Genomic DNA, 11,335 nt, shown 5'->3' on the forward strand with positions numbered 1-11,335 from the left:
GGTCAGTACGGTGACCGGCACCGCCGCCAGCACCGAGGCGCTGCGTCAGCGCCACCCGGACGCGGTGGCCGAGGCCATGGAGGGGTACGGCGTGGCCGTTGCCGCCAGCCATGCCGGCGTGCCCTTCGCCGAGCTGCGGACGATCTCGAACCCGGTCGGCCCGCGCGACCGCGACGCCTGGCGCATGCGGGAGGCGCTCAACGCGCTCACCACGGCCGCCACCGCCCTACGCTGAGCCCTGACCACAGGGTTACGGTGGGGGTGTGGCGCTCTCCCTGGCGATCTCGCCCTGCCCCAACGACACGTTCGTCTTCCACGCTCTGGTGCACGGGCAGGTGCCGGGCGCACCGCCGGTCGAGGTGACGTACGCCGACGTCGACGTCACCAACACCGCCGCCGAGCGCGGCGCCTTCGACCTGGTCAAGGTGAGTTACGCGGCGTTGCCGTGGCTGCTGGAGGATTACCACCTGCTGCCCTGCGGGGGCGCGCTCGGTCGCGGGTGCGGCCCGCTGGTGCTCACCCGGGCCGACCGTGCCGGCGGGCCGGACCGCGCCGATCTCTCCGGTGCGACCGTGGCGGTGCCCGGCGACCGGACCACGGCGTACCTGCTGTTCCGGCTCTGGGCGGCCGGACGGACGCCGCAGCGCATCGAGGTGGTGCCGTTCCACGAGATCATGCCCGGCGTCGCCGCCGGGCGGTACGACGCCGGGCTGGTCATCCACGAGGCCCGGTTCACCTATCCGCGGCACGGCCTGACCGCGCTGGTCGACCTGGGGGAGTGGTGGGAGGCCGACACCGGCCTGCCGATCCCGCTCGGCGCCATCCTGGCCCGCCGCGACGTGGTCGACCCGCAGGAGGCCGCGGGGTGGATCCGGGATTCCGTCCAGCGGGCCTGGGCCGACCCGGCGGCCAGTCGGGCGTACGTGCTGGCGCACGCCCAGGAGATGGAGCCCGACGTGGTGGACCGGCACATCGGCCTCTACGTCAACGAGTACACCGCCGACCTGGGAGAGTCGGGGTTCGCTGCCGTCGAGGCGCTGCTCGGCCGGGCCGCCGACGCCGGGCTCGTGCCTCAGACCTCCAGCTCGCGGGCGACCGCGTGGACCAGCTGAGCGACCTTCTGCGCGGTCTTACGATCCGGGAAGCGGCCCCGGCGCAGGTCCGGCTGGACCTTCGCCTCCAGCACCTTGATCATGTCTTCCACCAGACCGTGCAGCTCCTCGGCCGGTCGGCGGCGCAGCTCCGCCACGGACGGCGGGGCGTCCAGCAGCTTCACCCCCATCGCCTGCGCACCCCGCCGGCTGTCCACCACGCTGAAGTCGACCCGCTGGCCGCCCTTGAGGTCGGTGACACCCGCCGGTAGCGCGGCCTTCGGAAGGAACACGTCGCCACCCTCGTCACTGGTGACGAACCCGTATCCCTTCGTCGCGTCGTACCACTTCACTCGACCCGTCGGCACCTGAGAACCCCTGCTTCGTTTGAGACGTCTACTGGCTCAAGGCTAGCCGGATCATGCCGTCGAGCGCCGCCGGGAATCCGGTGAGATCCGCCAGTACCGTCGCCGCTCCGGCCTCCCGCAGCTCATCGACGGAACACGGGCCGGTGGCCACCGCGATCCCGGGCACTCCGGCGGCCGCCGCGGCCACCATGTCGGCCACGTGGTCTCCCACATAGTGGGTCGCACGGTGGGCCCGCAACGCCGTCGCCTTCTCCTCGGCGAACAGGTCCCCGGCCAGCTCGTCCACCACCAGACCCAGGTGATCCAGGTGCAGCCGGGCCAGCCGGCCGATCTTCGACGTGACCACGAGCACCCGCCCGCCCCGCTCCCGTACCGCGTCGAGGGCCGCCCGGGCGCCGGGCAACGGCACGGTCGGCGTGATCGCGTACGCCGGGTACAGCTCGCGGTAGACGCGGACCGCCTCCTCGACCTGCTCGGGCGGGAACCAGCGGGCGATCTCGGTGCGCAGCGGCGGGCCGAGCCGGGACACGGCGGCCTCGGCGTCGACCGGCACGCCCGTCCGCTCGGTCAGCGCACGGTAGGTCGCGGCGATGCCGGGACGCGAGTCGACCAGGGTCATGTCGAGGTCGAAACCGACCGTCAATGGGAGCATCCTGCGAAGCTACCCGGCCGCCCGGACCAGCCCGGTCGTCCGATGGGCGGAAGCGGCCCAGGCCGGGCTAGCGTGGAACGACGATGACCACCTCACTCGCCGACCACCTCCGGTCACTGCCCGACGACTCGCTCGCCGCTCTGCTCCAACTGCGGCCCGACCTCGTCGTACCGGTACCCGCCGACGTCGCCGCGCTCGCCATCCGGGCCCAGTCCCGGGTCTCGGTGTCGCGCGCCCTGGACGGGCTGGACCAGTTCACCATCCAGATCATGGACGCCGCCCGGTTGACCCGTGACCCGGTCGACGGCACCACCTCGGTCGACGGGGTCCTCGCGATGGCCACCGCCGGCCCCCGCCCGCCCGCGCCAACCGCCGTCCGGGCCGCCCTCGACCGGCTGCGCGCCCGCTTCCTGCTGTACGGCCCCGAACACCAGCTCCAGCTGGTCGGTGGCATCGACGAGATCTCCCCGTACCCGGCGGGGCTCGGCCGGCCGGCGGCGGAGCTGGACCCGCGCACGGCCGCGCTCTGTGCGGACCCGGCGAAGCTGCGGCGGACGCTGTTGGCCGCGCCACCCTCGGCCCGGGCGATCCTGGATCGGCTGGCGGCCGGGCCGCCGGTCGGCAGCGTGCCGCCCGGCGCGTTGCAGGCGCCCGCGGCCGGCGCCGACGACGAGCTGCCCCCGGACGAGACCAACGGCGGCGCGCCGACCGGCTCCCCGGTCCGCTGGCTGGTCGACCACCGGTTGCTGGTCCGGGTCGCCGGCGGCAAGGGCGGCACCGCCGGCATGGTCGAGCTGCCCCGCGAGGTCGGGCTGCTGCTGCGGCGGGACACCGGCCCGCTGGGCCCACTGCCTACCAGCCCGCCGCCGGTGGCCACCGCGCCGCGCGAGCCGAAGGCCGCCGACTCCGCCGGAGCCGGGCAGACCATGGAGGTGGTACGCCACACCGAGGCGCTGCTGGAACAGCTGGCCGCCGAACCCGCGCCGGTGCTGCGCTCGGGTGGCCTCGGCGTACGCGACCTGCGCCGGTTGGGCCGGGCGACCGGGCTGGACGAGCCGACGGCGGCGCTGCTGCTGGAGGTGGCGTACGCGGCCGGCCTGACCGGCGAGGTCGAGTTGCCCGGCACCACCGGCCGGTACGGGGCCGACCAGCAGGTGCTGCCCACCGCCGGGTACGAGATGTGGCGGGCCGGTTCGCTGGCCCAGCGCTGGGAACAGCTGACCCGGGCGTGGCTGACCATGACCCGGCAGGTCGGGCTGGTCGGCCAGCGTGACGACCGGGACCGCCCGATCACCGTGCTCTCCGCCGAGGCGGAACGCGCCGGCGCGCCGGTCGCCCGGCGGGCGGTGCTCGGGGTGCTCGCCGACCTGGAACCGGCCACCGCGCCCACCGCCGAGGAGGTGCTGGCGCTGCTCGACTGGCGGGCGCCCCGGCGCAGCCGGGGTCGGGAGGCGGCGCATCGGGAGGTGCTCGCCGAGGCGGCCACGCTGGGCGTGACCGGGTTGGGGGCGCTCACCTCGTACGGGCGGCTGCTGCTGGCCGAGGCGACGGCGGCCGAGGACCGCGACACGGACGACCCGCTCGGGTTGCGGTCCGACGCCGAGGACGGTGGGTCGGGCACCGCGGTGCGGGCGCTGGACGCGCTGCTGCCCGCCCCGGTGGACCATTTCCTGGTGCAGGCCGACCTGACCGTGGTGGTGCCCGGGCCGCCGGAGCCGGCGCTCGCCGCCGAGCTGGAGGTGGTCGCCGAGCCCGAGTCGGCCGGCGGGGCGAGCGTGCACCGGGTCACCACGGGGAGTGTGCGCCGGGCGCTGGATGCCGGTTACTCCGCGGACGACCTGCACGGGCTGTTCCGGCGCCGATCCCGCACGCCGGTGCCGCAGGGATTGACGTACCTGGTCGACGACGTGGCACGCAAGCACGGCGGGCTGCGGACCGGCTCCGCCGGGGCGTACCTGCGTAGCGACGACGAGGCCCTGCTGGCCGAGGTGCTGGCCGACAAGCGGGTGGAGGGGTTGGCGTTGCGCCGGCTCGCGCCGACGGTGCTGGTCACGCAGTACCAGACCGGCCGGATGCTGACCGTGCTGCGGGAGGCCGGCTACGCCCCGGTGGCCGAGGACGCCACCGGCTCGACTGTGGTCACCCGCCCGAAGACCCGGCGGGCGCCGGCCCGGGTTTCGGTGGCCACCCGGGCGCTCGACCCGCTCACCCCGCCGCGCCTGCCCCTGCCGCGCCTGCTGGGTGTGGTGGAGCAGATCCGCCGGGGCGACGCGGCGGCACGGGCGGCCCGGCGGGCTCCGGCGGCGGTACGGGGCACGGCACCGACCGGGCCGGTGCCCGCGCACAGTCACAGCGAGGCGCTGGCCGTGCTCCAACAAGCGGTCCGCGACAAGGCGCTGGTCTGGGTCGGGTACGTCGACGCACACGGGGCGACCGCGTCGCGGCTGGTGCGTCCGGTCTCACTGGGCGCGGGCTACCTGCGCGCGGAGGACGAGCGGACGGAGATGCTGCACACCTTCGCGCTGCACCGGATCACCGCGGCGGTGCTGGAGAAGTGAGCGGGGTCAGCGCCGGTTACGCCGCACCGACCCGACGATCGCCACCAGCAGCAGCAGCGCGAAGCCGGTGCCGGCGGCCTCGCCGACCGAGTCGATGAAGCCCTGCTGGAGCACGAGCCAGCCGAAGAGGAACCACCCGAAGAGGAGCACCCCGACGACCGCGTACGCGACCACCGTCGCAGTGGAGACGGGTGCTGCCGGCTCGGCCAGCTCGCGCTCGGGGATCACTTCCTGATCGACGGACATGCGCCCTCCCCCGTTCGGTCCGGCCCTGCCGTCAAGAGTGTCACTCCGGACGGCTACCGGCCAGCACCACCGCGCACCGATCCGCCAGCTGGCGGCTCGGGGTGGGGCAGCGGCGCAACGGTGGACGGGGTTCGCCGGTACGGCCCCGGGCGCGCCGCTCGCCCCCGTTGGCTGGTCCGCGATGACGGACAGGGCCCCCGCTTCCTGGCCCACCGCGGATCGAACGCGCGCGCACCGGTGCCGACCGGCGTGACGACCGCGAGGGATCGGCGACCCGGTGGCGATCTCCCGGGTTGCCGCCCTCGACACTCGTCCCCCCTGCTAGACGGTTTGAAGTACCGGGTTAGTTGCGCGCACGGTGAATATTTTTTGCCGCCGCGCTGACCGTGCAACACTGGATGGTCGCCCTGAGGCAGGTCAGGCACCTGCCCTGGCGTTCGGGTCAGCCGTACGGAGGAGGGGATTCGGCGTGAGTGGTGGACCGCTGATCGTGCAGTCGGACAAGACCCTGCTGCTGGAGATCGACCACCCCGACGCGCAGGCCTGCCGGATGGCCATCGCGCCCTTCGCCGAGCTGGAGCGCTCCCCCGAGCACGTGCACACCTACCGGCTGACCCCGCTCGGGCTGTGGAACGCCCGCGCCGCCGGCCACGACGCCGAGGGCGTGGTGGACGCACTGATCAAGTACTCGCGGTACCCGGTGCCGCATGCGCTGCTGGTCGACGTGGCCGAGACGATGGACCGGTACGGCCGGCTCCAGCTCGCCAACGACCCCGTGCACGGGCTGGTGCTGCGCGCCCTGGACCGGGTGGTGCTGGTCGAGGTGGCCAAGAGCAAGAAGCTCGCCGGGATGCTGGGCACGAAGCTCGACGACGACACCATCGCGGTGCATCCGTCCGAGCGGGGGCGACTCAAGCAGGCCCTGCTCAAGCTCGGCTGGCCGGCGGAGGACCTGGCCGGGTACGTCGACGGCGAGGCACACCCGATCGAGCTGGCCGAGGCCGGCAAGGGCGGCGGCAAGCCGTGGACGCTGCGGTCGTACCAGCGGGAAGCCGTCGAGGCGTTCTGGGCCGGCGGGTCGGGCGTGGTGGTGCTGCCCTGCGGCGCCGGCAAGACGCTGGTGGGTGCGGCGGCGATGGCCGAGGCGAAGGCGACCACGCTGATCCTGGTCACCAACACGGTCGCCGGCCGGCAGTGGAAGCGGGAGCTGATCGCCCGTACATCGCTGACCGAGGAGGAGATCGGCGAGTACTCCGGCGAACGCAAGGAGATCCGGCCGGTCACCATCGCCACGTACCAGGTGCTCACCGCGCGGCGCGGCGGCGCCTTCACCCACCTGGACCTGTTCAATGCCCGCGACTGGGGCCTGGTCGTCTACGACGAGGTGCACCTGCTGCCCGCGCCGATCTTCCGGTTCACCGCGGACCTGCAGGCCCGCCGCCGGCTCGGGCTGACCGCCACCCTGGTCCGCGAGGACGGCCGGGAGGGCGACGTGTTCAGCCTGATCGGCCCGAAGCGGTACGACGCGCCCTGGAAGGACATCGAGTCGCAGGGCTGGATCGCCCCGGCCGAATGCACCGAGGTCAGGGTCACCCTCACCGACACGGAGCGGATGGCGTACGCGACGGCGGAGGTCGAGGAGCGCTACCGGATGGCGGCCACCGCCCGCACCAAGCTGCCGGTGGTGAAGGCGCTGGTCGACCGGCATCCGGACGAGCAGACGCTGGTGATCGGCGCGTACATCGACCAGTTGCACCAGTTGGGCGAGTATCTGGACGCCCCGATCGTGCAAGGCGCGACCACGAACAAGGAGCGGGAGCGGCTCTTCGACGCGTTCCGATCGGGTGAGATCAAGACCCTGGTCATCTCCAAGGTCGGCAACTTCTCCATCGACCTGCCCGAGGCGGCGGTGGCGATCCAGGTCTCCGGCACCTTCGGCTCCCGCCAGGAGGAGGCGCAGCGCCTCGGCCGGGTGCTCCGCCCCAAGGCCGACGGCCGGCAGGCACACTTCTACACGGTCGTCTCCCGGGACACCATCGACACCGAGTACGCCGCCCACCGCCAGCGTTTCCTCGCCGAGCAGGGGTACGCGTACACCATCGTCGACGCCGACGACGTCCTCGGCCCACCCCTGCCCACCGTCGACTGAACTCAGACGGTCCACCGCCCGGCCGGGAACATCGCGCTGACCGGGGGATGCGTCGCCGGTGACGGAGGGCTCAACTGGAACTCGCATCGCCAGTGCGGCAACAGCACCTCCCGCTGTGCCGCCGACCAGAGCGAGGTGGCCATGAGCCAGGATCCGGCGATCACCGACCCCGACCTGTACAAGGTGGTCTTCGAAAACGACCGCGTACGGGTCCTCGAATACCTGGACCAGCCGGGCGCCAAGACCCACCCGCACCGGCACCCGGACAGCGTCATGTACACGCTGAGTTCCTTCCGCCGCAGGATCAGCGCCGGCGGGCGGGAGGTCGACGTCGAGCTACCGGCCGGGCAGGTGCGCTGGCTGGACGCACAGGAGCACTCCGGCCAGAACATCGGCGACACCGACACGCACACGCTCTTCATCGAGCTGAAGGAGCCGAGCCCGGCCCGCCCGACGGCGACCGACGCCCCGCTCGGGCCCAGCAGCGGAGCTTAGAAACGCCCGCGCGCTTCCTCAGGCGGCCCTGAGCTTGCGCAGGATGTACTGGTTGAGGCTCATGCCATCCTCGGCGGCCTGGATGGCGAGTTCGCGGTGCAGGCTCTGTAATGGGATACCTCAGGATGGGAATCTGTCTGCATCACATGGCCTCCTTCTTGTCGATCGCCTTGAGCACCTGCCGTACCTGATACGCCTTGGCTTTGCCCTTGTCATTCTGAATATTGACGCGTGGGTCGCCGGCCCAAGGCATCTTGAACACCGCATGGGATGTGCCGGCCTGCCGCGGCTTCCCGAAGTAGTGCTCGCACACCCCAAGAGATCGTTGTAGGCGATGTTCTGCTGGTTCTTTCGCATCGCTTCAACGATCTTCGCTATGGAGGCCTTCCCCGCGCTGCCGATCAAGGCTCGCGGCGGCAAGCGTCCCCTCGCCGGAACGACCATCGGCATCCCGCAGACCGACTGGATGTCCCAGGGCGGCACGGGTGCCCCGCCCGCCGAGACGTACGACGGCGACCACCGGGCCGCCTTCGAGCGCTTCAAGGCCGAACTGGTGGCCCTGGGGGCCACGGTCAAGGAGTTCCCGGGCCTGGACGTCACCGTGGCGGAGAACGACCCCTACTTCCGCACCAGCGAACGCCTACCGCTGCCCAACGGCACCGTGGTGTCGCCTGCCACGGCGGTGCTCAGCCCGAACCGGTACGAAATCCGCTACTGGCAGGCGGTCGAGGCGTTCGCCGAGGCGTACCCGGAGAATGCCGCCGCGTTGACCCGGCAGTTCGGCAACCTCGCCCAGGCGGCGGCAAACGCCGGCGCGATCCCGGCCTCGGTACGGGACGAGGGCGAACGCCGCCGGCGCACGTTGCAGGCCAACTACCAGCAGGCGCTCGACAGCGCCGGCGTCGACTTCATGCTGGTGCTGCCGATCGGCGCGCAGATCGGCCCCCGGGTCGGCGGCACCCAGCTGCGCAACTACCGCACCTTCTACCAGCTCCCGAACGCGCTCACCTGGCCGATGGTGACCTTCCCGATCGGGTACGACAGCACCGAGGGGCTGCCGATCAACGCCGCCTTCTGGGGGCCGCGCTTCTCGGAGCCGGCGCTGATCCAGGCCGCCCTGGACTACCAGGACAAGCACCCGCAGCACCACCGGGCGGCACCGACCGACCCCGTCTTCGCGGCGCCGCAGGCGCGGCGGATGGCTCCTGTCGAGGAGACGGTGCCGCCGGAGCTGTCGAACGACCCGCTCGTCGCCGAGGAGGCGTGGTCATGACCGAGCCGTTCCTGACCGTGGAGTGGCAGCCGCTGCTCAACGCCGGCTTCCCGTTGCCGGATCCGAAGCACGAGCCCGCACCGACGATGGCCGTCGAGTGGGGACCGAAGCTCGGCACCAGCTGGTACGCCTACGGCGACGAGCCCGCCGAGAAGACCGACCCCCGCTGACGAACCACGACCGCCCGCCAGTCTCCCTCCGATCCGATGCCGCTCGGGAGACCGGCGGGCGGTCCTGTTCGCCGGCTGTTAACGGCGGCGACAGCCGGTGCTCGGCCGTGCGTGCCAGCCTCCGTCCGGAGTCTGAACAGACGGAGGAGCAGTGACAGTCAAGAGATCGTTCCCCAGGCTGGCGATTGCTGGCGCCACCATCGCCGCCCTCGCCATCACCGGCACGGCCCACGCCGGGCAGAAGCCGCAGAAGCCCGCCGGGCCGGCGAAAGCCTTTGACCGCACCGCCACCTACCCGGTCTTCCTGAACCGCCCGGCCGGCGAGGACCCGACCACCGAGACGGTGGCCGAGATCTCCGCGGTCAGCGAGGACGGCCGTACCCTGGTCTACACCGACGCGCTGGCCCGCCGGATCGGCTTCCTCGACATCTCCCGGGCCGACCAGCCGCGTGGGCTCGGCACCCTCTCCCTGACCCAGCTCGGCGACGCCGAGGACGAGCCGACCTCGGTGGCCGTGGTCGGTCGCTACGTCCTGGTCGTGGTGAACACCAGCGCCAGCTACACCGACCCGTCCGGCCGCCTCGACGTGATCGAGCTGGCCACCCGCAAGCGGGTACGCAGCTTCGACCTCGGCGGCCAGCCCGACTCGATCGCGATCAGCGCCGACCAGCGGTACGCGGCGATCGCCATCGAGAACGAGCGGGACGAGGAGGCCACCCCGCCCGGCGGCAAGAAGGGCGACCTGCCGCAGGCGCCCGCCGGTTTCGTGCAGATCGTCGACCTGCCCGGCGGTGGCCCGCAGAAATGGTCGCTGCGGACCGTACCGCTGACCACCGCCGACGGCCGGGCGCTGCCCGCGCTGGCCGCCGCCGGGATCACCGAGCCCACCGACCCGGAGCCGGAGTACGTCGCGATCAACGGACGTAACCAGCTCGTGGTGACCCTCCAGGAGAACAACGGCATCGTCCTGATCGACCTGCCCACCGGCCGGATCACCGGCGCGTTCTCGGCCGGCACCGCCTCGGTGGACCGAATCGACACGGCCAAGGACGGCGTGATCGACCTGACCGGCTCGATCACCGACGTACCCCGGGAGCCGGACGCGGTGGCCTGGATCGACGACCGCTACCTCGCCACCGCGAACGAGGGTGACTGGCGGGGCGGCACCCGGGGCTGGACGGTCTTCGACAGCCGCACCGGCCGGGTGGCCTGGGACGCCGGCAACACCTTCGAGTGGCTGGGCGTCCGGCACGGCCTGCACAACAATGACCGGGCGGGGAAGAAGGGCACCGAGCCGGAGGGGCTGGCCGTCGCCGAGTTCGGCGGCACCCGGTACGCCTTCGTCGGCTCGGAGCGCAGCAACTTCGTCGCCGTCTACGACGTGAGCAAGCCGACCGCCCCGGTGTTCAAGCAGATCCTCGCCACCACGAACGGGCCGGAGGGCCTGCTGCCGATCCCGTCGCGCGGCCTGCTCGCGGTCTCCAGCGAGACCGACAACGCCGCGGTCGGTGTGCGCGCCTCGGTGTCGCTGTACCACCTCGGCAAGGGCACCCCCGGGTTCCCGAGCATCGTCTCCGGCCCGGACGCCACCGGGGCGCCGATCGGGTGGGGTGCGCTGGGCGCCCTCTCCGCCGACCCGAAGCAGCCGCACCTGCTCTACAGCGTGACCGACGCCGCGTACGCCAAGACCCAGATCTTCACCATCGACGCGCGCAAGAGCCCGGCGGTGATCACCGGGGCGCTGCCGGTCCGCGACGAGCGCGGTGAGCCGGTCGGGTACGACGCGGAGGGGATCTTCGCCCGCCCGCAGGGCGGCTTCTGGCTGGCCGTCGAGGGGGCGAGCGGCCCGGAGAACAAGCTGGTCCGGCTGGACGCCGCCGGGGTGACCCGGCAGGTCGTGCCGCTGCCCGCCGACATCGCCGCCGGCCTGGGCAAGCAGGGCTTCGAGGGGGTCACCGCGACCACCGACAAGCGTGGCCGGGAGATCGTCTGGGCGGTGCTCCAGCGGGAGGTGTCCACCGACCCGGCGGGTGTGGTCCGGATCGGCCGGTACGACGTGACGGCCGGGACGTGGAGCTGGTTCGGGTACCGGCTGGAGCGCACCGACGTCCCCGGTGACTGGATCGGGCTCTCCGAGATCACCGTGGTCGGCGACCGGCTCGCGGTGATCGAGCGGGACAAGCTGAACGGCCCGGCCGCCGCGATCAAGCGGATCTACACGGTCGAGCTGCCGGACGGCCCGGCCGCCTCCGGCCCGCTGGAGGTGCTGCCGAAGCGGCTCGCCCTGGACGTCCTGCCGGCGCTGCGCGCCACCAACGGCTGGACCCAGGAGA

Annotated in this window: 13 protein-coding genes and 1 pseudogene; 8 read left to right on the top strand and 6 right to left on the bottom strand. The window is 72.7% G+C overall.

What is annotated here, in order from left to right; genetic code table 11:
• Positions 1-235 (top strand): annotated as a pseudogene (locus AB0M52_RS22420) (futalosine hydrolase); the annotation flags it as partial.
• 28 nt (positions 236-263) lie between these two features.
• Positions 264-1,112, top strand: a complete 849-nt coding sequence (locus tag AB0M52_RS22425; protein WP_363956836.1) for a 1,4-dihydroxy-6-naphthoate synthase — start codon at positions 264-266, stop codon at positions 1,110-1,112.
• Here the strand turns inward: AB0M52_RS22425 and AB0M52_RS22430 are convergent.
• Both AB0M52_RS22430 and AB0M52_RS22435 read right to left on the bottom strand, forming a co-directional pair.
• Positions 1,073-1,459, bottom strand: a complete 387-nt coding sequence (locus tag AB0M52_RS22430) for a cold-shock protein (protein WP_111215200.1) — start codon at positions 1,457-1,459, stop codon at positions 1,073-1,075. The genes AB0M52_RS22425 and AB0M52_RS22430 overlap by 40 nt on opposite strands.
• Positions 1,460-1,487: 28 nt before the next feature.
• Positions 1,488-2,111 (bottom strand): HAD hydrolase-like protein, encoded by a 624-nt coding sequence (locus tag AB0M52_RS22435; RefSeq protein ID WP_363956839.1) that lies wholly within the window; start codon positions 2,109-2,111, stop codon positions 1,488-1,490.
• Between the two features lie 83 nt (positions 2,112-2,194).
• On the opposite strand from AB0M52_RS22435, the gene AB0M52_RS22440 reads away from it, so the two are divergent.
• The gene (locus AB0M52_RS22440; RefSeq protein WP_363956842.1) at positions 2,195-4,669 is read left to right on the top strand and encodes a helicase-associated domain-containing protein; all 2,475 of its coding nucleotides are present in this window, start codon (positions 2,195-2,197) and stop codon (positions 4,667-4,669) included.
• Between the two features lie 6 nt (positions 4,670-4,675).
• Here AB0M52_RS22440 and AB0M52_RS22445 read toward each other — a convergent pair whose 3' ends face one another.
• Positions 4,676-4,915 (bottom strand): hypothetical protein, encoded by a 240-nt coding sequence (locus AB0M52_RS22445; protein WP_363956845.1) that lies wholly within the window; start codon positions 4,913-4,915, stop codon positions 4,676-4,678.
• A gap of 469 nt (positions 4,916-5,384) precedes the next feature.
• Here AB0M52_RS22445 and AB0M52_RS22450 point away from each other — a divergent pair, with 469 nt between their 5' ends.
• The gene (locus AB0M52_RS22450; protein WP_363956847.1) at positions 5,385-7,064 is read left to right on the top strand and encodes a DNA repair helicase XPB; all 1,680 of its coding nucleotides are present in this window, start codon (positions 5,385-5,387) and stop codon (positions 7,062-7,064) included.
• A 2-nt stretch (positions 7,065-7,066) separates the two neighbouring features.
• Here AB0M52_RS22450 and AB0M52_RS22455 read toward each other — a convergent pair whose 3' ends face one another.
• Positions 7,067-7,207 carry a hypothetical protein gene (locus AB0M52_RS22455; protein WP_363956850.1) on the bottom strand — a complete coding sequence of 47 codons (141 nt, stop codon included), beginning with the start codon at positions 7,205-7,207 and terminating at the stop codon, positions 7,067-7,069.
• On the opposite strand from AB0M52_RS22455, the gene AB0M52_RS22460 reads away from it, so the two are divergent.
• Entirely contained in the window at positions 7,206-7,559 is a 354-nt protein-coding gene (locus AB0M52_RS22460) for a cytoplasmic protein (RefSeq protein WP_363956853.1), read from the top strand. The genes AB0M52_RS22455 and AB0M52_RS22460 overlap by 2 nt on opposite strands.
• Before the next feature lie 18 nt (positions 7,560-7,577).
• Here AB0M52_RS22460 and AB0M52_RS22465 read toward each other — a convergent pair whose 3' ends face one another.
• A complete protein-coding gene (locus AB0M52_RS22465) occupies positions 7,578-7,676 on the bottom strand; it encodes a toxin-antitoxin system HicB family antitoxin (RefSeq protein WP_363956867.1) in 99 nt (32 codons plus the stop codon).
• A 25-nt stretch (positions 7,677-7,701) separates the two neighbouring features.
• Complete coding sequence (locus AB0M52_RS22470; RefSeq protein ID WP_363956856.1) at positions 7,702-7,872, bottom strand: toxin HicA; 171 nt, start codon at positions 7,870-7,872, stop codon at positions 7,702-7,704.
• Between the two features lie 63 nt (positions 7,873-7,935).
• Between AB0M52_RS22470 and AB0M52_RS22475 the strand changes: the two genes are divergently transcribed.
• The 3 genes from AB0M52_RS22475 to AB0M52_RS22485 all read left to right on the top strand — a co-directional run.
• Positions 7,936-8,832: a hypothetical protein gene (locus tag AB0M52_RS22475; protein WP_363956859.1), complete on the top strand. Its 897-nt coding sequence runs from the start codon at positions 7,936-7,938 to the stop codon at positions 8,830-8,832.
• The gene (locus AB0M52_RS22480) at positions 8,829-9,002 is read left to right on the top strand and encodes a hypothetical protein (RefSeq protein WP_363956861.1); all 174 of its coding nucleotides are present in this window, start codon (positions 8,829-8,831) and stop codon (positions 9,000-9,002) included. The genes AB0M52_RS22475 and AB0M52_RS22480 overlap by 4 nt, the downstream gene beginning before the upstream one ends.
• A 151-nt stretch (positions 9,003-9,153) precedes the next feature.
• A partial coding sequence (locus AB0M52_RS22485; protein ID WP_363956864.1) for an esterase-like activity of phytase family protein occupies positions 9,154-11,335 on the top strand: 2,182 nt, incomplete at its 3' end.

The sequence above is a fragment of the Micromonospora sp. NPDC051296 genome (assembly GCF_040682255.1).
Lineage (GTDB): Bacteria > Actinomycetota > Actinomycetes > Mycobacteriales > Micromonosporaceae > Micromonospora > Micromonospora craterilacus.

Excerpts from the sequence above, each read along its gene's own strand:
- AB0M52_RS22480 (WP_363956861.1), top strand. The coding sequence starts at position 8,829 with ATGACCGAGCCGTTCCTGACCGTGGAGTGGCAGCCGCTGCTCAACGCC.
- AB0M52_RS22435 (WP_363956839.1), bottom strand. The coding sequence starts at position 2,111 with ATGCTCCCATTGACGGTCGGTTTCGACCTCGACATGACCCTGGTCGAC.
- AB0M52_RS22445 (WP_363956845.1), bottom strand. The coding sequence starts at position 4,915 with ATGTCCGTCGATCAGGAAGTGATCCCCGAGCGCGAGCTGGCCGAGCCG.
- AB0M52_RS22440 (WP_363956842.1), top strand. The coding sequence starts at position 2,195 with ATGACCACCTCACTCGCCGACCACCTCCGGTCACTGCCCGACGACTCG.
- AB0M52_RS22460 (WP_363956853.1), top strand. The coding sequence starts at position 7,206 with ATGAGCCAGGATCCGGCGATCACCGACCCCGACCTGTACAAGGTGGTC.
- AB0M52_RS22475 (WP_363956859.1), top strand. The coding sequence starts at position 7,936 with ATGGAGGCCTTCCCCGCGCTGCCGATCAAGGCTCGCGGCGGCAAGCGT.
- AB0M52_RS22455 (WP_363956850.1), bottom strand. The coding sequence starts at position 7,207 with ATGGCCACCTCGCTCTGGTCGGCGGCACAGCGGGAGGTGCTGTTGCCG.